Source organism: bacterium SCSIO 12643, from assembly GCA_024398135.1.
Lineage (GTDB): Bacteria > Bacteroidota > Bacteroidia > Flavobacteriales_G > Salibacteraceae > CAJXZP01.
On the sequence record CP073750.1, the window covers coordinates 4,095,952 to 4,118,273 of the forward strand.

Sequence of the window (22,322 nt, forward strand, 5' to 3'; positions counted from 1 at the left end):
AATTCGCTTTCAAAACGCATCTTTGCCGACCAAACACTAATGTATGCTTAAAAATATTGACCAAAATTTAAAAGAGTCATTATCTTCTAAACTCAACGTGAGCAAGAAACCGGTTGCCGGTCAGGATTATATTCCGGTAACAGGGAAGGTAATCGAAGAAGATGATCTTTTATTCGGGATTGATGCGGTGATGGATGGTTGGCTAACCACAGGGAGATTTGGGGAAAAGCTTGAAAAAGAGCTTGCCGAATATTTTGGTGCTAAATTGGCATTATTAGTAAATTCTGGTTCATCGGCCAACTTATTGGCTTTGTATACGCTTTCATCACCCAAGTTGAAAGACAGACAGCTTAAACCTGGTGATGAGGTGATAACTGTAGCAGCTGGATTTCCGACTACTGTGAATCCTATTGTTCAATTAGGCTGTATTCCGGTTTTTGTGGATGTAGAAGTTCCCACATACAATGTAAATGTAGAACGCCTAAAAAAGGCTATTTCTAACAAGACAAAAGCCATAATGATTGCACATACTTTGGGTAATCCATATAATCTTGAAGTGATTAAAAAAATCGCTGATGAATATGACTTATGGTTAATCGAAGATGATTGTGATTCTCTAGGGTCAACATATGATGGTAAAAAAACCGGAACTTTTGGTGACCTGGCGACTTTAAGCTTCTACCCTGCACATCATATCACTATGGGCGAAGGTGGTGCGGTAATCGTGAATAATTCGCGTTTGAGAAAAATTGCTACATCGTTTAGAGATTGGGGACGTGATTGCTGGTGTGATCCGGGAGTAGATAATACTTGTGCAAATCGTTTTGGATGGAAAATGGGTAATTTACCTGAAGGATATGACCATAAATATATTTACTCACATGTTGGCTTTAACCTAAAGGTAACAGATATGCAAGCGGCTATTGGCTTAAGTCAATTGCGTAAGGTAGATAAGTTTATTGATGCCAGAAGAAAGAATCATAAAATGCTGGGTGAAAAACTCGCTCCGTTTAAATCTGATTTTATTCTTCATGAGGCTACTCCAAATTCAGACCCATCTTGGTTTGGATATATGGTAACAGTTAAGCCGGAAAGTAAAATTGATCGTAACCATTTGGTGAAATATCTGGAAGAAAACAAGATTGGTACACGTCTATTATTTGCAGGAAACTTGTTAAAACAACCTGCATATTCAAACGTGAAACACCGTGTAGTGGGTGATTTGACCAATACCGATTTGGTCATGAATAATGCCTTTTGGTTAGGTGTTTGGCCAGGTTTAGATGAAACACACTATGATTATATGATAGATGTGATTTCTCAGTATTTTGAGGAGTTTGCATAACCTACAAGTGATTACCATTAGATATTTTTCTTCATGGTAATTGCTCCATCTTTTTCCGAATAATTGAGATATCCATTTCGTTGATACAAACGTTTAGCAGGATTCTTTTTATCCACACTTAAGGAAAGTGCTGTGACACCCAGTTTTCTATAGGCAACTTCTATTCTACACAATAACTCTGTCCCTATTCCTTTATTCCTAAATTCGGATTGGATGGCCATTCTAATTTCGGGGATATCCTCATGGATAAATCCATACCCTTTGTTATCAATAGAAAATGCCCTACCCCAGATCACACCAATGGGTTTATTTTCATAAAGAGCTACTATTCCTATATCCAAATCCAAAGTGCCAAAACCTTGGGTATACTTGGCTATTGACGGATCTTTTATGATTAATCTGGGTAATTTAGGTTTTCCTTTTTCTACAAAAATCGCTTCGTAGAGCATTTCATTAAAGAATGACTTATCTGAACTTATTATTTCCCTGTAATCTATCCGCAACTGTTTATCTGGTTTTTAAATATTGTGCTCTGTCAATCTCAAAAATATTCACCGGCATACCATCATAGTCATCCAAATGCATAGCCAATTGCATTCCATTTTTTAACGCTACTTTTTCACTTCCAATATTGTCTACATGCACTACAGATATTAACGAATCTGTAAAGTCATGTTCAAAAGCATATTCTTTACATTTTATGGCAGCCTCTGAAGCATAACCCATTCCCCAATATTGAGGCAACATGGAATAACCAACTTCTAACCTTTCTTCTCCATTAACAGTTTGCACCAATAAACCACATTGTCCAATAAATGCATTCGTATTCTTATCAATGAGTACATTCATCCCACCTAAATCATTTTCATAACGATGAAAAACTTTATTGAACCATTTTTGGCACAATTCAACGGAAGACAATTGAGGATCTAAACCTAAGAAAGTCGCAACATTTTTCTCTCGAAACAAAGGCTCCCAGTTATCAAAGTCCGATTCTTCCAACAATCTAAACTTCAACCTTGCGGTTTCTTCATTGGTTAATAAATACTTCATTATTTTGAATTAAAACGCTTCTACTTCTGAGGTACTACTCCTATCAATTCAACTTGTTCTCCCGCTCTTAGAACTGTCACCTTAAACGTATCATTTGGTTTCAAACCTGACAGGTATTCTCCAACTTTATCAAAATCCGTATCAGATCCAATGGTAAAGTCTCCTACTTTTAAGATTATATCTCCTCCAACCCAAATTGGGGTTCCTTCAATACTTGTTTTAAAGATCCCAGGTTTTAGCCCACTTAATGCTGCAGGTGATCCTGCGGCTACTTTTTGTACTAATAAACCCATCTCTTGTGGAACATTAAAGATGTTTCTCAATTCGCCTGAAATCATAATAAAACTTGCTCCATACCAAAATGGCTGATCTCCTGTTAAATGTGCAGTTGCTACATTTGAAGTGACTACAAATCCAATTCCATCAAATCCTCCGGATTGACTTAAAATCGAACTCACAATACCAATAACTTCTCCTTTTTTATTAAACATTGGACCTCCGGAGTTTCCATGGTTAATGGAGGCATCTGTTTGGAAATATTCTGATTTGGTAAAATTCGCACTTCCCTCCCTTTCATCAATTCTTCCACTGATATAACCTACGGTTAACGAATATTCTAAACCATATGGGGCTCCAATAATAAAAATTTGTTCTCCTACGGTAACAAGATCTGAATTTGCTATGGCAGCCACCTTAAACTTCTCGGGCATCCACATTAGACGAATTAACGCCACATCTGTCGCAGCATTAATGGTAATTACTTTCGCAGGAACGACCTCTCCTGATTTAAAACGAACTTCTACTTCCTGAGCTGTTTGTACTACATGTGCTGCTGTCCATATATCTCCATCTGCACTGATCAACACACCTGAACCAATTCCCTGAGATGCCACCATCTTTTTACGCATGCTTTGTCTATCGACCTCTTCATGCTGTTCTTTCACCATTACGGTAACTACAGATGGACTCATCCTTTTATACAATTCACTAAAATCCTGAGATTTTACAATGATTACCAAGCTTAAACTTAAAAGAGTCAGTAAAATTCTTTTCATGTTATTCTATTAGAAAGTTATTGTATGGGTTGTAAAACTAATACTAATCCAGGTTAACTATTCAATTTTCCGGCAATAAATCCTGTGGTCCAGGCCGCCTGAAAATTAAAACCTCCGGTAACGCCATCTATATCTAAAAACTCCCCTGAAAAATACAATCCTTCTGTATGTCTACTCTGCATAGTTTGAGGGTTTACTCCATTTAATGCAATTCCTCCACACGTCATGAACTCTTCCTTGAATGTCGTCTTTTTATAGATTTCATAAACATCATTCGTGATTTTATTGACAATTCTATTTTTACTTTTCTTGTCCAAAGTATTCCAGGTTATTTCAGGATTGATTTGAAGGTTTTTCAAAAAATAAGTCCATAATCTATTTGGAACATCAAATGGATTCTTGTTAACTTTTTTCTTTCCGTTATTCTCAACATATTGATTTAAAACCGTACGTACTTCATCCTCTTTGCTGTCTCCCAGCCAGTTTACCTGAATTTTAAACTCATAGTTTTTTAATGCCAGTTCACGTGCTCCAAGCGCAGATAATTTTAAAATGGCCGGCCCACTCATCCCCCAATGGGTAACCAACAAGGGGCCTTTGTTTACCAGTTTGGTTCCCTGTATTTTCACCTGAACCGGATCAGCCACTAAGCCCATTAGCTCCATAATATCACTATTCGTAATATTAAACGTAAACAACGAAGGTACAGGGTCTTCTATAGCATGTCCCAGTTTTTTAAACACATCCAAAAACTTATAACCTTTTTGTCCTCCAACAGCAACAATCACCGCATCAAAGTCCAATTTCTGATCATCCGAAAACTCCAAAATTAATCGCTCTCCTTTTTGAATGTTTCTAACCGTTGTTCCTTTAACAATCTTGATTTTATTTCGAGATGCTTCAGCTAAAAAAGTGTCTATAATAGTCTGTGAAACATTTGATTTTGGAAACATTCGGTGATCTGCTTCTGTCTTCAATGCCACACCTCTCTCCTCAAACCATTGAATCGTATCGGCAACTGCAAATTGGGAAAACGCTTTCCTTAAAAACTTTTCTCCTCTGGGATAATGCGTACTTAGCTTTTTAATATTGAGTTCATCATGCGTGACATTGCATCGTCCTCCACCAGATACTTTAACCTTAGAAAGTAACTTCTGAGATTTCTCAAATATGGTAACATCTGCATCCGAATGATGTTGTTTAACCGATAACGCAGAAAAGAATCCTGCTGCACCACCTCCAATAACCGCTACTTTCATCGTCTAATATCTTTAAAGTACGTTGGTGATTTTTATAGTTCTACCGTTAAACTTCACTTCATCACCTATTGTTTTGCCCTGAAAGACCTTACCGACCGGAGCTGTGGGAGAAATGACAAAGACATCGGTGGTTTCAACGGTCACCTTTCCAATTCCAATAGCGATAAAATAATATCCGGAATTCGTTTCAATTAAACTCCCGAGGCTTATCTCTGGTGAATGATCTCTTTTCTGAATTAAAGTGATGATCCGCTTTTGATTTAACATGTTATTTAAATGCTGCGCATTGTTCTCCTGCTCGAGTTGCATCAATGATTTTCCCGTTTCATGCTTATCTCCAGCGCTACTTTTACTTTCATTTTGTGCAGATTCCTTTGCAGAGTCTATTGCCGCTTGCACATTGGCAATTTGGGTTTCTACGAATTTCGTACAATACTGAATTAAATCGGCCTTTAATTGTTCATGTTTCACCATAAAACAAATGTAAATTCAAACCTACTAGGTTTAGTATATTTGTGGCCATGGATTTTGCACAATTATCAATAATTATTAGCGTATTAGGGATTCACTTGCTCGCGGTGATGAGTCCAGGACCTGATTTCTTTATGGCCGTTAGAAACTCACTAACCTATTCACGAAAAACAGGTATTTATACAGCTATTGGCTTTGGATTAGGAATTGGTGTTCACGTGGGTTATTCCATATTTGGACTGGGATATATCATCTCTCAATCTATCTGGATTTATAATATTATCAAATATATGGGTGCAGCATATCTGGTTTGGATTGGAATTCAATCTTTCCTAAGTAAAGATGGTACATTGGATGTTGGAGAAACTTCAAAAAAAGAAGATATTTCACCTCTAAAAGCTATTCGTATTGGATTCTTAACCAATGTACTAAATCCTAAAGCCACATTATTCTTTTTAAGTTTGTTTACCATAGTTATTGGTCCTGAGACTCCAAAATCCATTATGCTTTTTACAGGAGTGATGATGATGGTGAATACGGCTTTGTGGTTCAGTTTCTTATCCTACCTCATTACCCATTCAAAGGTTTTGCCTTTTTTCGAAAAATATCAAAACATCTTCAATAAATTATTTGGAGGAATTCTAGTCGCAATAGGTGTTAAGGTAGCGTTCTTTACTGATTAAATAATCCCATGCATCATGAGATGAATCGTATTCACCAGAATATGTATCATGATCAGGTACAATAAACTAGCCCCTTTATCTCTCATAATTCCCATTAAGACAGAAAAGATCAAAACCAAAACAAAACTGGTAATTGCAAAAGTAAGATCCATTACACCGAAAAATCCCCAATGTGTTGCTCCCATTAAAATACTGGCTGTCACATTACCAGGAGAAATTAAACCAACATTATCATCTGGATACAATTTATTGATACTGGATTGAATATACCCTCGGTAAGCCAACTCTTCAAAAGTGGTATTGAGAAATAATCCAGATAAAATGATGTATAAAGGAGCTTGTGAAATATAGTCCCGATTAACCGAATAATGGACCATGAAGTAATTATTGACGATAAACAATAGCGCGAGTATTATACTCAATAACACATGCAATCTTTTGATTTTAAACAATGGATAAATCACCTGCTTAAACCCTAAGGTTTTTACCGTTACAAAACCAAAAGTTAAAACCCAGAAAACACGATGTACGATTTTTGATTCATCTCTATCACCCGTAAATCTTAAAATCAAAGTAAAAAATGCTACACCTATAAATAGCAACAACAGATATACCCCTATCACTTTTGTATACCCGATGATTCTTTGACGACTGTCCATTTTTAGTGATAATCAAACCTTTTGCCTTCCACTGCCAAATGCGTGTTTTTAAAGACTTGCTGTGCTTCTTTTTGGTGACCTTCCAGCTTTTTATATCTGGCAGAATAATGCCCTAAAATCAATTCACTTACTTCGGCTAATTTCGCAATTTCACCGGCTTGTAAAGCTGTGGAATGCATGGTATGCTTCGCTCTATCCCTTTCTGACTCCAGAAAAGTAGCTTCATGATATAAGACATCAGTCCCTTTAATTACAGGGATAATTTTTTCAGAATATTTCGTATCCGAACAAAATGCATAACTCCATGCTTTATTCGGATTTCCTGTTATTTCTTCATTTTTATGTGTTATACCATGGGCATCCACAAAATCAGCTCCATGTTTAATCGCATTCATCTGTGATACTGGAATTTGAAGTTCTTCAATATGAAATTTACTGATTTTCCGAAGTCCTTCTTTTTCCTTAAAAAGAAATCCACTGGTTGGAATCCGATGCTCCAAAGGAATTGTACGCACTTCTACAATACTATCCTCATAAATCAATTCGGATTTTTTATGATCTATTTCAATAAACTCAATCTCAAAATCGTAATACGCTTTTGAAGCTTTTAATTGAAGATCAACCATTTCTTTAAGTCCTGGGCTAGAATATATCTTTAACGGCATGGTACGTCCTAAAAGACTCATAGTTCCCAATAATCCAAATATTCCAAAATAATGATCCCCATGAAGATGAGAAATAAAAATAGCTTTAACACGCTGAATTTTAATCTTATTCCTTCTGACCTGAATCTGTGTTCCTTCCCCACAATCAATCATATACGCATGCTGATTGAACTCTACAACTTGCGATGTAGGGAATCTATTCCCAATAGGAATTGCCGAATTGGCTCCTAATATAGTTAACGAAAATGGCATTATTCTTCCTCTCCAAAAAAGCCGAGTTCACGCTCGGTAATTTCCATAAAAATCATATCTCTGGCTTCTGTTACCGTGGGTACGATTTCAATATGCTTTAGAGTAGGTATTTTATTGGTTGAGGCTGCAATGATGGAATAATTCTTTGCTTTATGCTTTTGAGCAAAATCATTTAAAAACTGCACAGAGTCTTTATCTAGCGAATTAATCGCAGTTAAGTCCATTAAGATATTGCCATCCAAATTGATATCCATTGTTGATTTAAATACGTCCACATTTGTATTCAAGCCTTCCACGATCAATTTTACGTGTTCATCTCCTTTTTCCCAACGTGCTGTCATAAATCAATTATTTCAATGTTTTTAACTAGGAATTGTTACGATCTATTTTCTCTGCCAACAGATACAATACCGCCATTCGAATGGCTACACCATTCTCCACCTGATCTAAGATGATGGCATGTTCAGAGTCCGCAATATCAGAAGAAATTTCTACTCCCCGGTTAATTGGTCCCGGATGCATAATCACAATCTTCTTGCTAAGCGAATTTAATAGCTCCAGATCCAATCCATACATCATGGTGTATTCTCTCAAAGAAGGGAAAAACTTAATATCCTGTCGTTCTAATTGAATTCGGAGCATATTAGCTACATCACACCATTCCAAACCTTTACGTAGATCATATTCTACTTCTACACCTAAAGACTCTATATGTTTTGGCATCAACGTTCTCGGACCACAAAGTTTTACCTCCGCACCAAGTTTTTGTAAAGCGAAGATGTTAGAAAGCGCCACACGTGAGTGTAAGATATCTCCAACTATCAATACCTTAACTCCTTCTACCTTTCCAAGTTTTTCTCTAATACTATACGCATCCAGCAAAGCCTGTGTTGGATGCTCATGTGCACCATCTCCTGCGTTCACGATTCTGGCATCTACATTTTGTGATAGAAACTTCGCTGCACCGGCATTTGGGTGACGCATCACAACCAAATCCACTTTCATAGCCAGAATATTGTTTACCGTATCAATTAAAGTTTCTCCCTTTTTTACAGATGATGAAGCCGCAGAAAAATTGATCACATCAGCAGAAAGTCTTTTCTCCGCCAATTCAAAAGATAGACGCGTCCGCGTAGAGTTTTCAAAAAACAGATTCGCCACAGTAATATCTCTTAAAGAAGGTACCTTCTTAATTGGGCGATTCAGAATATCTTTAAAATGATCAGCAGTCTTAAAAATCAGTTCTATATCTTCTTTAGTAAGTTCTTTAATTCCTAGAACGTGATCAACACTTAAACTACTCATAATTAATCAATATTTGTCAGTATTACCTTACCCTCATTTCCTTTCCACTGTACATCCACCCGCTCAGAAACCACTGAATCAATCGTACGACCTACATAATCCGCTTTAACTGGTAATTGTCTACTAAATCTTCTTTCTACTAAAACTAAATACTCTACAGATGAAGGTCTTCCAAAATCCATCATGGCATCTAATGCTGCACGTACCATTCTTCCGGTATACAATACATCATCCACCAAAATCACATTTTTGTTTTCAATTAAAAAATCGATTGTGGTTCCTGAAATTTCAATTGGAGTATCTCTTCTTCTAAAATCGTCTCTATAGAAAGACGCATCTAATGCACCAATTTGAATCTCTTGATTCCCTGTAATTTCTTGAAGTTTGGCGTGGATAATCTTAGATAAATGAACACCACGCGGTTGCATCCCTATGATCACTGAATTTTCAAAATCATTATGATTTTCAATGAGTTGATAACATAGCCTATTAATGGTTAATTCAAGATGCTTTTGATTTAATATGGTCTTTGCCCTCATTAGGGCAAATATACATTGAATTGGGTTTTAAAATGGTGATTATTCCTAAGAAAATAAGGCATATTTTTCGAAATCAATCAGATAAAAAAAATATTAAAAATCTTTCCTCAATGTTATCAAATTATCAAAAAATGCGTCTTACATTTGCCGCGCGGGTTAGTCTTACACGACCAGCTCCCTTCTAATCCCCCAGGTCAGGAATGAAGCAAGGGTCGAAGGTTGTAGCGGTGCGATGTAAATTGCTAACCCGTTTTTTTATGCCCAATTATTTGGAACACACTGCTCCATTTTGTTCTCTTCTGGCAATTTCATCCTGATCCGCAGTACATACGCTTTCATGCACTTCGGTTTGATCAATTACATTCCCCTGACTATCTAGTACATCTTGTGTTTCCACACAGTCGTAACATTTTGAACATGAAGAAAATAATATAACACTTAATATGATTACACTTAAAAACGTAATTCGTTTCATAACTTATAGATGTTGATTCACCAAATTTAACCAATTTTGATACCAGAAATTAAACCGTTCCAATGAAAAAGATATTACTATTCGGATTACTTGCTATAATGGTAATTGCATGCACTGAAAATGAAACCAGCATAGAAAATTTTAAAAGCTTAAACGGGCAATGGGTAAGAAATTTTAATGGGAATCAACAATTGGAAAATTGGAAAATTCAAACTGATAAAGTCATTGGCTCTAGTTCGTTTGTCAACAACGGTGACACCACTAAAATGACCGAATATGAAATTATTGAAGACAACGGTAACTGGATTCTGCTCACTCAAGAAGTTGGTTTTGAAAATGCTACTCAATATCCTTTAATATTTGGCGGAACAGACAGTCTTGTTTTTCATAATTCTGCTGCGGATTGGCCGCAAACCATTTCATTTAAGACCTTAAATGGAAATACCCTCCATAAATCTGTGTTGGGACAAGGGTCTTCAATGAAGAAGAATATTGAATTTACGTTTAAAAAGAAAGAATAAATATTATAAACGTATGTCAGCAGAGTAACTTTATTTAGTTTTGAGGCCGAACTTATATAAACATTAATCAAAAAAGTCATGAAAAAAATTACTTTATTGTTTGCATTAGCTTTGATCTCTTACGTTGGAGTTAATGCTCAAGCTAAGAAGCAGTTAAACCTTGGTCTAATTGGTGCTTCATATGAAATTCCAGTATCATCAGCAATCACGGTGGCTCCTACAGCTTTTACTACTTTTGAATTGAATTACTTTACTTTAGGTGTTAAATCTAACTACTATTTCGATGAATTGGTAGGATTATCTAGTCCTTGGGATTTTTACGCAGGTTTAAACTTAGGTTTTGGTATTGCAATGAATTCTGATTACTCAAGTGATTTGGACTTAGGTGCGCAAATCGGTGGTAGATGGTTTTGGAACGAAAAGTGGGGGGTATACCTTGAACTTGGCGGTGGAAAATTAGCTGGTTCATCTGGTGAAGGTGGATTATTAGGTGGTGCTGGTGTAACACTAGTACTATAAGCTCATTATAAAACATTAAAAAAGCCCGGATAAAATTATTTATCCGGGCTTTTTATTTTAAAATTTTTATTGACGTCTAAACCAGTTTTCTCATAGCCATAATATACCCTAAATGTAGTCCTTCGTGTATATTATTAAACTTCACCGCATCATCTACGCTTTTTAGCACTACCCCATAACTGGTGGGATAGTCTTCTGTAAATTTATTCATGACATCAAAATTATAATCCTGTTCGGTTCGATGAATGATCTCAATAAACATGGACTTCAACTCTTGAATATCCTCTTCGGAGTACAATTTTTCCGGTTTCGTTCCTTTTCTAAACTCATCAATAATGTTTTCGGTAATCAGAACTTCGGTATTGGATAATCTATAAATCAAAAGTTGCTGCGTAGCAATCAAATGCCCTACATGCCAAATGATATTGTTATTATATCCTTCTGGAATTTTATTTAATTGTTCCACACTCAATCCATCAATCAACTTCAGGATATTTTGTCTGGAAACTCTATTTATATCAAACGGATTCATACAATTAGTTTAAAATTCCCGCTTTTTCCAATTCACTTTGCAAACGACCACGTAAATCATCAGAAATTGGAACCAATGGTAGCAACATATGCTCTTCTCCTATTCCAATCATTTTTAATACAGCTTTAATACCTCCTGGGTTTCCTTCTTCAAACAATAAAGGAATAATGTCATTCAATTGGAAATGTCTTTGACGTGCTGTGTCAAAATCACCCTTTGCTGCACTATGTACCAGATCGGTAAATTCTGTAGGTAATGCATTTCCAATCACACTAATCACACCATCAGCCCCCATAGCCATTTGTTGAAGAATTAAATCATCATCACCACTCCAAACCATAAATCCATCAGGTCTGTTCTTAATCACCTGATTCATCTGACTTAAGTCTCCTGAAGCTTCTTTCACACCAATAATGCCCTCCAGCTCTGCTAATTTTAAAATTGTAGATGCAGACATATTAGATCCTGTTCTACCTGGAACATTATATAAAATTATTGGTAAATCAAATGCTTCATGTAATGCTTCAAAATGCGCTACTATACCTTCCTGAGAAGGCTTATTGTAATAAGGACTTACAGATAAAATCGCAGTAACTCCTGTTAAATCTAACGTCTTATAAGAGTCAATCAATTGTTGTGTATTATTACCTCCATGACCATAAACCACAGGTACGCGATTATTTGAGATTTCTACTGCACGCGTTAATAGCTTCTGTTTATTTTCAATAGATAATGTTGCTGACTCTCCTGTTGTTCCCTGAACCACGATAAAGTCTACTCCATTATTAATATTATGGTTTACCAACTTTTCGAATGCAGAATAATCAATTTCACCATTCTGCATAAATGGAGTTACCAATGCCACTCCAACGCCCTTCAAATTTTCCATACTATTGAAATATTTATACTTTATTAATCATTTTCAAATATCTAATTATATTTTTAGAATAATCTAAATACAACTGATTTTCAGCAACATCTATAATCAAATCAAAAATATACTCCTTTTCTTCCTGATGATACCCTACTTTTGTCTTTGCCTGTGTTAAAGCCAAAATCGCATCCGTTGGGACAAACGAAACCGGGGTAAAATCAACCATCAAATCATAAGATTTATTCGTGTTCAGATAAGAGCTTTCCGGAATCCCATAAATATTACATTCTTTCGGGCCCAAAACCTTCACTTTATCTTGATCTACAAATTGCGGTATTTCTTTTGCACCACAAAATGCAATCATCTCCACACGACTTAAACCTTCATTTCGCTTCAAATAAAAGCAAAAATCTGTCACCACCTTATACTCTTCTTCTGTATTTATATGGAAAACCACCAAAGCAGATTCCATATGATCTAAATTCATGGCTACTGGCTTACGATCCGCCTTCTTGACCAGATTCGCCAGCTTCCATTTTCCTAAAGAATTGGTTAGTAATCCTATCATCAATCCGCAATTAATTCTAATAAATCATCCTCAGAGATAATCTTCACTCCGAGTTTTTCTGCTTTCTCCAATTTACTTGGTCCCATTTTGTCTCCAGCTACAATAAATGCCGTCTTTTTAGAGATGGAACCAGAGTTTTTTCCTCCATTTAGTTCGATCATCTTTTTCAACTCATCTCTACTGTGTTTTACAAAAACTCCCGAGATAACAATAGACATACCCTTAAGCTTTTGACTGGATAGAGATGCTTCTTCTTCTGAAATTTCCAAATGAAATCCCAGCTCCTTCATTTGAGCAATCAAAGCTCTATGTCTCTCCACTCCAAAAAATTCGGTAATGCTTTTAACGATCACTTTACCAATTTCGTTTACTTCCAGTAACTCTTCTTCGGTTGCATTCATCAATTGATCAATGGTTTTAAAGTTACGCACTAATGTTTTCGAAACAACCTCTCCAACGTGCCTGATCCCGATAGCAAACAGTACTTTCTGAAACGGCTGTTTTTTAGAATCTTCCAGGCCTTTTAGCAACTTATTCACAGAAATATCTGCCATTCCTTCCAACCCAATCAAATCATCATATTTCAAATGATATAAATCTATAAACTCTTTGATCAGGCCTTTTTCAAAAAGAGTTACAATGGTTTCATCTCCAATTCCTTCAATATCCATCACTTTTCTGGAGATGAAATGTTGCATACGACCAATTACCTGCGGAGGACACTCCCATTCATTGATACAGTAATGATTGGCTTCTTCTTCTTTTCGAACAAGTTCACCACCACATTCTGGACATACAGATGGATAGACATATGGTTGAGAATCTTTACTTCTTAAATCGGTTCTAACACCTACAACTTTAGGAATAATTTCCCCTCCTTTCTCGACCTGTACGGTATCATTAATTCTAAGGTCCAGTTTCTGAATATAGTCTTCGTTAAAAAGAGAAGCTCGCTTTACGATGGTTCCCGCCAATAAAACCGGTTCTAAATGCGCCACTGGAGTAATTGCGCCTGTTCTACCCACTTGTAAAACAATATCCTCTAAAATCGTTTCAGCTTGTTCAGCCTGATATTTAAATGAAATCGCCCATTTAGGTGCCTTGGCAGTACTTCCTAATAATCTTTGTTGTTCAAAATTGTTCACTTTAACCACAATTCCATCGATGGCGAATGGTAAATTGAAGCGTTCTTTTTCCCAATAATGAATGAAATCCATTATTTCCAGCTTGTTTTTACAGATTTCAATACGTTTCTTTTCTGCCGAAGGAACTCTAAATCCCCAATCTTTTAAATGCATCACCGAAGCGAAATGATCTTTTGAATCAATTTGATCACTAATCGTACTGTAAATGAAACACTCTAAACCTCTTTGTCCTACAATTGCTGAATCTTGCAGTTTTAATGTTCCTGATGCCGTATTCCTGGGATTGGCATAAGGCTGATCACCATTAGCAATCATTTCCTGATTTAATTTCTCAAATGCAGCATTAGAAAACATTATTTCTCCACGTACTTCAAAGCTATCAGGATAATCCCCTCTTAATTTTAGCGGTAAAGATCGGATCGTTCTTACGTTATTTGAAACATCATCACCTTGAAGCCCATTACCACGCGTTAAAGCTTGTTTAAAACTTCCATTTTCATATTTGATAGCGATGGCCACGCCATCGTATTTCAATTCACATACAAACTCAACCGATTCACTTTCCAGTTCTTTTTGAATTCTAGCGATAAAATCTTCAATCTCCGATTCAGAATATGAATTCCCCAAAGATTGCATCGGCACATCATGCTTTACCGTTTGAAAGGATTTCGTAATATCTCCACCTACACGTTTGGACGGAGAATTCGGATCATCAAACTCCGGATGTTTTGCTTCCAACTCGATGAGCTTCTTAAGCATCATATCAAAATCATAATCACTGATCTCAGGTCTACTCTCGATATAGTACAAGTGATTATGTCGTGCTAACGCTTCACGAAGTTTTTTGATTTCTGATTCTACCATACTTCTAGTAATAATTACAAATTAGGATGTTTAGATTTAAACTTTTTGGCACGCCAGGTATTTTTATCTCTAAAATAAATAGCTTTCATTTTATTGACTTCCTGATGTTTAAATACCGTTTTAATAAAATGTCCCAGCTGAACTCTAATCCCAAAGGAATAAAATGGGGTTGTTAACAAATCATTTTGAGATTGGTCCTTGCTAAACGAAAAGCGATAGCCCAATCCTGCAAATACAGACAACCAATAATTGACACTATAACCTCCTGATGTACCTAGAGAAAACACTCCAAACCTATTGGATATCCAGTCATATTGCTCAATTCGTTCATCACTATGATCACGGGCATTTCCTGTTACCCAGGCATTGGATAAAGTCACAGGCACACCTAAATAATAGCGGTAATTTTCAATAAAAACATATTCGAAATAAGCTCCATAACCCACAATGGCTGTATTGTAATAGGAAACTTCAGGTACCTCAATAGGCTCCGTTCTATAGATTCTGCTAATAAACCCCTGCAAGCCGAATTTATAGCGTTGTTTGAATTGTACACCTACTCTTAATGCATTAATCTTCACATCTACCCCTTTGGTCAATAAGGTCCTTTCATGTGCCAATCGAACCTGAAATTTAGTTTTATAGTAAAACTCATTCATAATCCGCGCTTCTTCAATAGAATCAGCCGTTGAGCCAAAACTCTGTCCAAAACCCGAAACGGATATAAACAATAATAATATGCCTAAAAACTTCTTCATTTACTTCCTGGCGCTAATCATTCGTGGAACATCGAAAATATCATTTCTGAGTTCTACTTCATTAAACCCCTTGTTTTTCAACATTTCAACCAGTTCTTCTCCGTATTTTTGATTAATCTCGAAAAAAATCCAGCCTTCATTATTTAAACTTTCTATTGCCCATTCTGATATCCTTCGATAAAATATCAATGGATCATCATCCTCGACAAATAATGCCGTATGTGGTTCATAATCCAGAACATTAGAACGCATTTGTTCTTTTTCTTTATGTAGCACATATGGTGGATTACTTACCACAATGTCATATGTATTGACCTCACTAACTAAATTTAATGCATCTGCATTTTTAAATTCAATATGGGCATTATTCTTGGCCGCATTTCGTGTAGCCACTTCCAGCGCATTATCCATAATATCTACACCGGAAACATCCCATTTCGGAGCAAATAACTTTAGCGATATCGGAATACAACCACTTCCCGTTCCAATATCAATGACCTTCACTCCTTCTCGTTCAACAGGCACCGAATCTAAAATCCATTGTACCAACTCTTCTGTTTCAGGTCTGGGAATCAAAACACCTGGATTTACTTCAAAGGGATTTCCCATAAAATCGGTTTCTCCCACAATGTATTGAACCGGTTCAAATGTAGCGAGTCTTCTGGAAAAACGAATAAATGTCAACAACTGACTTTCCGACATTCGAATGTTAGGATCTTTTAAATAATCCAATCTTGTTTTGCGCAATTCACTTTCGGTTAAAATCCAAAAAAAACTCTCCACCTCATTTGGATCATATAGTGCATCCAGTTTATTGTGAAAATACTGGATGACCGACTCAAATTTATTATTTGGCATCTTCATCATTTAACCTCAAATTATATCAAATCCAAACCTGAATTATGTATTCAAATTTACCGGTTGATTTTGTACAAAACTAACACCCATATTCTAACAAAAAACATACATTTGGTATAATTAACACACAATATTATCAATCACAAATCTTATATAAAACGTTGCCTGGAATTAGCTAAATTGGGTCATGGTAGAGTTTCTCCAAATCCGATGGTTGGTGCCGTTATCATAGTTGATAATCAAATCATTGGTGAAGGGTTTCATCAGAAATTTGGCGGACCGCATGCGGAAGTAAACGCTATAAATTCTGTTGCGGATAAATCTTTACTTCAAAAAGCTACCATTTATGTAAGTCTTGAACCTTGCTCGCATTTTGGCAAAACTCCACCTTGTGCCGACCTCATTATCAAGCATCAAATTCCTAAAGTAGTCATTGCCGCTATTGATTCCAACGCAAAAGTTTGTGGTAATGGAATTGCTAAACTTAAAAAAGCAGGTATTGAAGTTATCACCGGAATCTTAGAAGACGAATCGAATAGATTAAATCAAACATTCAATACATTTCATCAGAAGAAAAGACCTTTCATTACATTAAAATGGGCTGAATCTGCGGATGGATTTATTGATCATATTAGAAATGATCGTTCTACTCCAGCACAAAAAATCTCAAATTCTTCGACTTCAAGATGGGTGCATCAACTAAGAAGTGAGTCCGATGCCATCCTAATAGGAAAACACACGGCATTATTGGATAATCCTTCACTTACTACTAGAAAATGGGATGGTTCTCATCCTACCAGGATTATTATTGATTCAAATTTAGAACTCCCCGAATCTTTAAACTTGTTTCATGATCAAGTTGATACACTCATTTTTAATCGTAAAAAATCCGGGCAAAAAAATCATGTATCCTTTATTCAGATTCCGGATACCTTGGATACATTAGATTTTATTCTTAAACATCTATGGGAAATTCAAATTCACTCACTTCTTGTTGAGGGAGGTACCTATACCCTGCAACAATTTATTAATCATGAATTATTTGATTCTGCATACATCATTAAATCTCAGCATTCGCTATCGCATGGAGTTGCTGCACCACGAATCCCTCGAACCTATAACAATTGCAAAGTACTATACAACAACGAAATCCTGATCTATGAATAAACTCCTATCACTCTTATTTTTCTGTTTCCTATTCTCCTCAAATGTCGTGACGTTTGCGCATTCACACGACAAAATTGAACAGATTAAATTCCAAATTCAAAACACCACCGACCAAGTTGAAATTGCTAAACTTCAATTAGAATTAGGCTGGATGCTCAAATATGAAGATTTAGATAAGTTCCATTCAACCATCAAATCTTCATTAGGTGTTTTTAAAGCCAATCATGATGAAGAAGGTTTAGCCATTGCGCATAGTTATCTTGGGGTGTATTACTATTTAAACAGCCAAATAGCCCAAGCAATAGATCAGCTAAATATTGCAGAGAAGATGTTTAAAGAACAACACAATGATGTTCGTTTAGCCAAGGTATATAGCAATTTAGGAACTGCTTATGCCGCCTTATATGATAATTCTAAGGCATTAGATTATTACAACCAATCACTTGAAATTCGAAAACAGAATCCAGATTCAAGTTCGTTAAGTTCTAGCTTAATCAATATTTCTACAATTTACTACGATCAGGGGAAATATGAAGAATGTATTCATACCAATGAGCAAGCACTGGTATTGGCTTTACAACGTAAAGAATACGAGGAAACGGCTATTATTTATTCCAATTTAGGAGCTGCACACGAACGTTTAGGGAACTTCCAGAAATCCGTAAATTATACGCTTAAAGCTTTGGAATTGTATCAAAGTGAAGTGAATAATGATCTGGCGAAAACACGTACCTACTCTAATCTGGGAGCTGCTTATATGTCGCAAAATAAGCTGGATGAAGCGCGATACTATTTTAATATGGCTTTGGAAATGAGTGCACAGCTCACCAATAAACGTCAGCATATTGTTTCGCTTAATAACATGTCTGAACTGGAGCGCAAAAACCTTAATCTTACCAAAGCCCGAACATTTGCTTTAAGTGCATTGGAATATGCTGAGGAAATGAGTTATTGGGAAGAGAAAATGATCTCACTGGATGAATTACATCTTATCGAAAATGATGCGAAGAATTACGAAAAAGCACTTCAATACTATAAGGACTATATTCATTTAAGCGACAGTTTGATAGAAATCTCTCAAACGCAAGAAAGTCAATTAGCACTCATCCAACATGAAATGAACTTGAATAATATCATGCAGGAGAAAGAGAGTCAACTAGAAAATATCAAACAGAAGAAACTAGATATCATGACTATGGTTTTGTGGGTCACGCTTTTTGTATTCAGTGTATGGATTATCATCTACCTAGCAAAACAACCGGTACATCCCTATGTGATTCAATCTATACATGTACTGATACCACTATGTGCCACATATGCCAGTGGTCTTTATATTTTCCTGGAAACCAACCTGGTTACTGAACGAGAAAACTGGGTCGTGATTACAGTCTTATTGAGTTCTACATTCATAGGGATTCTTGTTCACATACTTTTAAATCATTTGTACCAAAAACGAATAAAAATTGAGTCAAACAATTAATGATATATACCACGAGCCATCTGATGTTTCCGAAAGTCTCTTTAAAGACAAGGGGTCTAAACATTATGGATATGTCTTTCCGGTAAAAACCAAACAAGAAATTGATCAAAGATTACAGGAACTCAGAAAACAACATTATGCATCCAGACATGTCTGCTACGCCTGGACATTAGGCACCACTAAGGTGGAACATAAATGGAGTGATGATGGTGAACCTCATAATTCTGCAGGGCCTCCGATCCTGGGACAAATTCAATCCTTTGGTTTACACAATACTTTGATTGCAGTAGTACGATATTTCGGAGGTACAAAACTGGGTGTTGGAGGGCTTATTAATGCTTATAAAACTGCGGCCAGAGAGGCAATTGAAGCAGGAGAAATTCAAGAATTATATCTTCAAAAAGGCCTAAGACTTACTTTCCCTTATGAACTCATGAGTGAAGTCATGCGGCAAACCAAACAACCTGGAATACGTATATTAAAACAGGACTTTCGTGAAACTTGTCAACTGGAAATTACAATTCGTTTAAAATATTTTGAGCAAGTTCATCAAATTCTCACTAAATTGCATCGTCTGAATATTGAAGAAATCAAATTATGAAAAAAATAGCCTTAACATTTTTATTACTCCCTTCCCTCCTGGCTTTTGGACAGAAAAACGATGTTACCAACTCATATCAGGAATACCCAATTAAAAGTAAACTTCACATTCAAAAAGACATAACCAATGTCTTAAATGCGCAAGAAGCGCATAACTATTTATTGGCTCAATTTTCTGAAAATGAAAAAAACGATTTAAAACTGCTCAGTGAAATCGAAAGTCCAAACGGAAAGCATTACACATTTATTCAAACTTATGATGGGATTGAAGTATACCAGGCACTACTTAAACTGAATGTCGACAGATCCGGAAAAATTGTTTCTATATTTAATGCATTGCAAAATATTCAAGTAACCCATAGTTCTGTTACCACAGATCTTATAGAAAGTTCAGATCTAATTTCTTCAGACAAAAAGGTAATTTCAAAAACTCCGGTTTGGGCTATCGTAGATGGACAATACGTTAAATGTAATCGTGTACAATATAGCAATGCTCAGGGATTGATTTACGAGGAATTATTTGATCAATACGCCTCAATATATCTACTGGAACTTACCGCACACTTTGCTCCACAAGATACTACTGCAAAAGCTCTGGTATTCAGACCTGACCCCATTACAAAAGCCAACACTATTTATGCAGGAGACTATGTGGATAACAATGATGCGACAAATTCTAAATTGGATGCCGCAAGAGACACTGTAGATATTGATATTACTTATGACAACGGAACCTTTTATCTGGAGAATGATTTTGTGAAACTGGTAACGCTTTCTCCTCCACTACTCAATCCCGTAACATCAAGTACGCCATTCTTCTATTATAACAGATCAGAATCAGGCTTTGAAGATGTAAATGTGATTTATCATTTAACTAAACAGCAGAAGTACATTCAGTCTTTAGGCTTTACCAATTTAGTGAATTATCAAATTGCGATAGATTGTCATGGTTTTAATGGTGCTGACAACTCTGTATTCAACGCCAGTACCAATCCTCCTTCAATTATATTCGGAACGGGTGGTGTTGATGATGCTGAAGATGCTGATGTGATTATTCATGAGTATACGCATGCCATCATGCACAGCGCTACTCCAAATACCAATTTTGGTACCGAACGCTCAGCTATGGATGAAGCATTCGGAGATTATTTGGCAGCGTCTTATTCTAGTACTTATGATTCTTATCAAGACTTATATGTATATAATTGGGATGGTCATAATGAATACTGGGATGGCCGTATGACTACGTCATCAGCGCAATACCCGACAGACTTACAATTTAACCTGTATGCGGATGCACCTATGTGGAGTTCAGCATTGATGCGAATTGAACGTAATATTGGTAGAGATGCAGCCACAGCTCTTGCTTTACAAGCAGCATATAGTTTTTCAAGCAATATGACTATGGCTCAGGCTGCTCAAATATTTATTCAAACAGATGCTTCTATGAATAATGGAGCATATTATGGTGAAATCTGTTGGACTTTTAAGGATAAAGGTATGGTGAATTCATGTAGTGTAAGTCGTCCTGATTTTATGGTAGGTATTTCTCCAATTAAAGATGATTCAAAAATCGTGTACACCAACTCAGAACAATTTGCATCAAATTCTGGTTCGCTAAATATTTATGCTGCCACTGAATTTGATCTTTTTGTTTACGATATTCAAGGAAGATTGATCTACTCTGCTCCTTCACAAATGAATCAAATTAGCATCTCTCCTGAACAATTTAAATCGGGCACCTATATATATAAGGTGGTATCAGAAACGGAATCAAAAACATTTAAGATTTTAAAACTTTAGCACACTTTATTCACAACAATAATCACGATATTCACAAACACAAAAAAGGAGGATTAAATCCTCCTTTTTTGTGCTCAAAAATGTGGTTGTATCAGTTTTTGCAGATGCTCCGGAATTTTCGTTGGACGACCTGTTAATTTGTTAACAAACACCAATTCAGTATATGCTGTATTTAATAGCTCTCCTTTTTCATTATACGTTTCATAATTAAACCCAAAACGTATTTGAGGCATTTCAGTGATTTTAACGCGAATCAATATTTCATCGTCATAATAAGCCGGTTTCTTGTATTTGATCTTTAATTCCGCCACCGGCAAAATAATTCCATCATCTTCCAACTGACGGTAACTGATCCCTAACTCCCTCATTGTCTCCACTCTGGCAACTTCAAAATAAGTTGCGTAATTCCCGTAGTATGCGTACCCCATCCTATCAGTCTCTGCATATCTCACACGAATCTTTATTTCTTTAATAAACATATTAACAATTTTCTTTAAAATTTCCTTACTTTCGAAAACCAATCTTGAAAAACAAAAGTTCAAAATTTTATTTAAGTGAAAGACTAATTTATCCGTCTTTTATTTGTGTGGATAAAATTGTTTAAAATATGTTCATAAAGTTATTAACAACCGTTAAGTAGTTGGTCTATAAAGAACTCAAGAAATATCGTCATCTGATCAAATCATACAGGTTAAATATTTCTTAAAATACAATAGTGAATCGATTTTTTTTTAAACTTTTTTATCTCAATTTTTGTTAGCGAATTTGAATTACGGGAGTCAATATCTATACTGTGGGGGTGAGATAAAAAACTAAAAGTTCAATTCCTTATTTTTTATTAATTAAAATTACATTAATACAGGAGTGCAGTA

At 35.9% G+C, this 22,322-nt stretch carries 26 protein-coding genes and 1 other RNA gene; 9 read left to right on the forward strand and 18 right to left on the reverse strand.

Annotated elements, in window-relative coordinates:
* Positions 1-43: 43 nt before the first annotated feature.
* Complete coding sequence (gene rfbH / locus KFE94_17945; GenBank protein UTW66506.1) at positions 44-1,345, forward strand: lipopolysaccharide biosynthesis protein RfbH; 1,302 nt, start codon at positions 44-46, stop codon at positions 1,343-1,345.
* 17 nt (positions 1,346-1,362) lie between these two features.
* Here the strand turns inward: rfbH and KFE94_17950 are convergent, their stop codons facing one another.
* Genes KFE94_17950 through KFE94_17970 form a run of 5 tightly spaced genes read right to left on the reverse strand, consistent with a single transcriptional unit; the run spans position 1,363 to position 5,186 of the window.
* Positions 1,363-1,848 (reverse strand): GNAT family N-acetyltransferase, encoded by a 486-nt coding sequence (locus tag KFE94_17950; protein ID UTW66507.1) that lies wholly within the window; start codon positions 1,846-1,848, stop codon positions 1,363-1,365.
* Between the two features lie 4 nt (positions 1,849-1,852).
* Positions 1,853-2,398: a GNAT family N-acetyltransferase gene (locus tag KFE94_17955; GenBank protein ID UTW66508.1), complete on the reverse strand. Its 546-nt coding sequence runs from the start codon at positions 2,396-2,398 to the stop codon at positions 1,853-1,855.
* A 20-nt stretch (positions 2,399-2,418) separates the two neighbouring features.
* Positions 2,419-3,453, reverse strand: coding sequence for a trypsin-like peptidase domain-containing protein (locus KFE94_17960; GenBank protein UTW66509.1), 1,035 nt, complete (start codon positions 3,451-3,453; stop codon positions 2,419-2,421).
* 53 nt (positions 3,454-3,506) lie between these two features.
* Positions 3,507-4,712, reverse strand: a complete 1,206-nt coding sequence (locus KFE94_17965) for an NAD(P)/FAD-dependent oxidoreductase (protein ID UTW66510.1) — start codon at positions 4,710-4,712, stop codon at positions 3,507-3,509.
* A gap of 12 nt (positions 4,713-4,724) precedes the next feature.
* Positions 4,725-5,186, reverse strand: a complete 462-nt coding sequence (locus KFE94_17970) for a 3-oxoacyl-ACP synthase (GenBank protein UTW66511.1) — start codon at positions 5,184-5,186, stop codon at positions 4,725-4,727.
* A gap of 47 nt (positions 5,187-5,233) precedes the next feature.
* On the opposite strand from KFE94_17970, the gene KFE94_17975 reads away from it, so the two are divergent.
* Positions 5,234-5,866, forward strand: coding sequence for a LysE family transporter (locus tag KFE94_17975; protein ID UTW66512.1), 633 nt, complete (start codon positions 5,234-5,236; stop codon positions 5,864-5,866).
* Here the strand turns inward: KFE94_17975 and KFE94_17980 are convergent.
* The 5 genes from KFE94_17980 to pyrR are packed head-to-tail and all read right to left on the reverse strand — an operon-like array spanning position 5,863 to position 9,286.
* Positions 5,863-6,525, reverse strand: coding sequence for a CPBP family intramembrane metalloprotease (locus KFE94_17980; GenBank protein UTW66513.1), 663 nt, complete (start codon positions 6,523-6,525; stop codon positions 5,863-5,865). The two genes, KFE94_17975 and KFE94_17980, sit on opposite strands and share 4 nt — an antisense overlap.
* Positions 6,526-6,527: 2 nt before the next feature.
* Positions 6,528-7,442 (reverse strand): ribonuclease Z, encoded by a 915-nt coding sequence (locus KFE94_17985; protein ID UTW66514.1) that lies wholly within the window; start codon positions 7,440-7,442, stop codon positions 6,528-6,530.
* Complete coding sequence (locus KFE94_17990) at positions 7,442-7,783, reverse strand: hypothetical protein (GenBank protein ID UTW66515.1); 342 nt, start codon at positions 7,781-7,783, stop codon at positions 7,442-7,444. The genes KFE94_17985 and KFE94_17990 overlap by 1 nt, the downstream gene beginning before the upstream one ends.
* Positions 7,784-7,808: 25 nt before the next feature.
* Complete coding sequence (locus KFE94_17995; GenBank protein ID UTW66516.1) at positions 7,809-8,747, reverse strand: aspartate carbamoyltransferase catalytic subunit; 939 nt, start codon at positions 8,745-8,747, stop codon at positions 7,809-7,811.
* Positions 8,748-8,749: 2 nt separating this feature from the next.
* Entirely contained in the window at positions 8,750-9,286 is a 537-nt protein-coding gene (gene pyrR / locus KFE94_18000) for a bifunctional pyr operon transcriptional regulator/uracil phosphoribosyltransferase PyrR (GenBank protein UTW66517.1), read from the reverse strand.
* A 153-nt stretch (positions 9,287-9,439) separates the two neighbouring features.
* Between pyrR and ffs the strand changes: the two genes are divergently transcribed.
* An RNA gene (ffs, locus tag KFE94_18005) (signal recognition particle sRNA small type) lies at positions 9,440-9,537 on the forward strand.
* 14 nt (positions 9,538-9,551) lie between these two features.
* On the opposite strand, the gene KFE94_18010 is transcribed toward ffs, so the two are convergent.
* Positions 9,552-9,761 (reverse strand): hypothetical protein, encoded by a 210-nt coding sequence (locus KFE94_18010; protein UTW66518.1) that lies wholly within the window; start codon positions 9,759-9,761, stop codon positions 9,552-9,554.
* A gap of 62 nt (positions 9,762-9,823) precedes the next feature.
* On the opposite strand from KFE94_18010, the gene KFE94_18015 reads away from it, so the two are divergent.
* Positions 9,824-10,282 carry a hypothetical protein gene (locus tag KFE94_18015; GenBank protein ID UTW66519.1) on the forward strand — a complete coding sequence of 153 codons (459 nt, stop codon included), beginning with the start codon at positions 9,824-9,826 and terminating at the stop codon, positions 10,280-10,282.
* A gap of 78 nt (positions 10,283-10,360) precedes the next feature.
* Positions 10,361-10,801 carry a hypothetical protein gene (locus tag KFE94_18020; GenBank protein UTW66520.1) on the forward strand — a complete coding sequence of 147 codons (441 nt, stop codon included), beginning with the start codon at positions 10,361-10,363 and terminating at the stop codon, positions 10,799-10,801.
* Between the two features lie 76 nt (positions 10,802-10,877).
* On the opposite strand, the gene KFE94_18025 is transcribed toward KFE94_18020, so the two are convergent.
* Genes KFE94_18025 through prmC form a run of 6 tightly spaced genes read right to left on the reverse strand, consistent with a single transcriptional unit; the run spans position 10,878 to position 16,400 of the window.
* On the reverse strand, positions 10,878-11,333 hold the full coding sequence (locus KFE94_18025; GenBank protein UTW66521.1) for a DinB family protein: 456 nt from the start codon (positions 11,331-11,333) through the stop codon (positions 10,878-10,880).
* 4 nt (positions 11,334-11,337) lie between these two features.
* Positions 11,338-12,222 carry a 4-hydroxy-tetrahydrodipicolinate synthase gene (locus KFE94_18030; protein UTW66522.1) on the reverse strand — a complete coding sequence of 295 codons (885 nt, stop codon included), beginning with the start codon at positions 12,220-12,222 and terminating at the stop codon, positions 11,338-11,340.
* A gap of 13 nt (positions 12,223-12,235) precedes the next feature.
* A complete protein-coding gene (locus tag KFE94_18035; protein ID UTW66523.1) occupies positions 12,236-12,775 on the reverse strand; it encodes a hypothetical protein in 540 nt (179 codons plus the stop codon).
* Positions 12,775-14,784 (reverse strand): NAD-dependent DNA ligase LigA, encoded by a 2,010-nt coding sequence (gene ligA, locus KFE94_18040; protein ID UTW66524.1) that lies wholly within the window; start codon positions 14,782-14,784, stop codon positions 12,775-12,777. The genes KFE94_18035 and ligA overlap by 1 nt, the downstream gene beginning before the upstream one ends.
* A gap of 14 nt (positions 14,785-14,798) precedes the next feature.
* Positions 14,799-15,542, reverse strand: coding sequence for a hypothetical protein (locus KFE94_18045; protein ID UTW66525.1), 744 nt, complete (start codon positions 15,540-15,542; stop codon positions 14,799-14,801).
* Entirely contained in the window at positions 15,543-16,400 is an 858-nt protein-coding gene (gene prmC, locus KFE94_18050; GenBank protein ID UTW66526.1) for a peptide chain release factor N(5)-glutamine methyltransferase, read from the reverse strand. It lies immediately after the preceding gene.
* 135 nt (positions 16,401-16,535) lie between these two features.
* Here prmC and ribD point away from each other — a divergent pair, with 135 nt between their 5' ends.
* From ribD to KFE94_18070, 4 genes are read left to right on the forward strand one after another with little or no spacing between them, the layout of a single operon-like run.
* On the forward strand, positions 16,536-17,567 hold the full coding sequence (gene ribD / locus KFE94_18055) for a bifunctional diaminohydroxyphosphoribosylaminopyrimidine deaminase/5-amino-6-(5-phosphoribosylamino)uracil reductase RibD (protein ID UTW68313.1): 1,032 nt from the start codon (positions 16,536-16,538) through the stop codon (positions 17,565-17,567).
* Positions 17,560-19,047 carry a tetratricopeptide repeat protein gene (locus KFE94_18060; protein ID UTW66527.1) on the forward strand — a complete coding sequence of 496 codons (1,488 nt, stop codon included), beginning with the start codon at positions 17,560-17,562 and terminating at the stop codon, positions 19,045-19,047. Before ribD ends, KFE94_18060 begins: the two co-directional genes overlap by 8 nt.
* Positions 19,043-19,648: a YigZ family protein gene (locus KFE94_18065; GenBank protein ID UTW68314.1), complete on the forward strand. Its 606-nt coding sequence runs from the start codon at positions 19,043-19,045 to the stop codon at positions 19,646-19,648. Before KFE94_18060 ends, KFE94_18065 begins: the two co-directional genes overlap by 5 nt.
* Positions 19,645-21,450, forward strand: a complete 1,806-nt coding sequence (locus KFE94_18070) for a T9SS type A sorting domain-containing protein (protein UTW66528.1) — start codon at positions 19,645-19,647, stop codon at positions 21,448-21,450. Before KFE94_18065 ends, KFE94_18070 begins: the two co-directional genes overlap by 4 nt.
* 74 nt (positions 21,451-21,524) lie before the next feature.
* Here KFE94_18070 and KFE94_18075 read toward each other — a convergent pair whose 3' ends face one another.
* A complete protein-coding gene (locus tag KFE94_18075) occupies positions 21,525-21,929 on the reverse strand; it encodes an acyl-CoA thioesterase (protein ID UTW66529.1) in 405 nt (134 codons plus the stop codon).
* Positions 21,930-22,322: the final 393 nt, after the last annotated feature.

Excerpts from the sequence above, each read along its gene's own strand:
- rfbH (UTW66506.1), top strand. The coding sequence starts at position 44 with ATGCTTAAAAATATTGACCAAAATTTAAAAGAGTCATTATCTTCTAAA.
- KFE94_17955 (UTW66508.1), bottom strand. The coding sequence starts at position 2,398 with ATGAAGTATTTATTAACCAATGAAGAAACCGCAAGGTTGAAGTTTAGA.
- KFE94_17960 (UTW66509.1), bottom strand. The coding sequence starts at position 3,453 with ATGAAAAGAATTTTACTGACTCTTTTAAGTTTAAGCTTGGTAATCATT.
- KFE94_17965 (UTW66510.1), bottom strand. The coding sequence starts at position 4,712 with ATGAAAGTAGCGGTTATTGGAGGTGGTGCAGCAGGATTCTTTTCTGCG.
- KFE94_17970 (UTW66511.1), bottom strand. The coding sequence starts at position 5,186 with ATGGTGAAACATGAACAATTAAAGGCCGATTTAATTCAGTATTGTACG.
- KFE94_17975 (UTW66512.1), top strand. The coding sequence starts at position 5,234 with ATGGATTTTGCACAATTATCAATAATTATTAGCGTATTAGGGATTCAC.
- KFE94_17980 (UTW66513.1), bottom strand. The coding sequence starts at position 6,525 with ATGGACAGTCGTCAAAGAATCATCGGGTATACAAAAGTGATAGGGGTA.
- KFE94_17985 (UTW66514.1), bottom strand. The coding sequence starts at position 7,442 with ATGCCATTTTCGTTAACTATATTAGGAGCCAATTCGGCAATTCCTATT.
- KFE94_17990 (UTW66515.1), bottom strand. The coding sequence starts at position 7,783 with ATGACAGCACGTTGGGAAAAAGGAGATGAACACGTAAAATTGATCGTG.
- KFE94_17995 (UTW66516.1), bottom strand. The coding sequence starts at position 8,747 with ATGAGTAGTTTAAGTGTTGATCACGTTCTAGGAATTAAAGAACTTACT.
- pyrR (UTW66517.1), bottom strand. The coding sequence starts at position 9,286 with ATGAGGGCAAAGACCATATTAAATCAAAAGCATCTTGAATTAACCATT.
- KFE94_18010 (UTW66518.1), bottom strand. The coding sequence starts at position 9,761 with ATGAAACGAATTACGTTTTTAAGTGTAATCATATTAAGTGTTATATTA.
- KFE94_18015 (UTW66519.1), top strand. The coding sequence starts at position 9,824 with ATGAAAAAGATATTACTATTCGGATTACTTGCTATAATGGTAATTGCA.
- KFE94_18020 (UTW66520.1), top strand. The coding sequence starts at position 10,361 with ATGAAAAAAATTACTTTATTGTTTGCATTAGCTTTGATCTCTTACGTT.
- KFE94_18025 (UTW66521.1), bottom strand. The coding sequence starts at position 11,333 with ATGAATCCGTTTGATATAAATAGAGTTTCCAGACAAAATATCCTGAAG.
- KFE94_18030 (UTW66522.1), bottom strand. The coding sequence starts at position 12,222 with ATGGAAAATTTGAAGGGCGTTGGAGTGGCATTGGTAACTCCATTTATG.
- KFE94_18035 (UTW66523.1), bottom strand. The coding sequence starts at position 12,775 with ATGATAGGATTACTAACCAATTCTTTAGGAAAATGGAAGCTGGCGAAT.
- ligA (UTW66524.1), bottom strand. The coding sequence starts at position 14,784 with ATGGTAGAATCAGAAATCAAAAAACTTCGTGAAGCGTTAGCACGACAT.
- KFE94_18045 (UTW66525.1), bottom strand. The coding sequence starts at position 15,542 with ATGAAGAAGTTTTTAGGCATATTATTATTGTTTATATCCGTTTCGGGT.
- prmC (UTW66526.1), bottom strand. The coding sequence starts at position 16,400 with ATGCCAAATAATAAATTTGAGTCGGTCATCCAGTATTTTCACAATAAA.
- KFE94_18060 (UTW66527.1), top strand. The coding sequence starts at position 17,560 with ATGAATAAACTCCTATCACTCTTATTTTTCTGTTTCCTATTCTCCTCA.
- KFE94_18070 (UTW66528.1), top strand. The coding sequence starts at position 19,645 with ATGAAAAAAATAGCCTTAACATTTTTATTACTCCCTTCCCTCCTGGCT.
- KFE94_18075 (UTW66529.1), bottom strand. The coding sequence starts at position 21,929 with ATGTTTATTAAAGAAATAAAGATTCGTGTGAGATATGCAGAGACTGAT.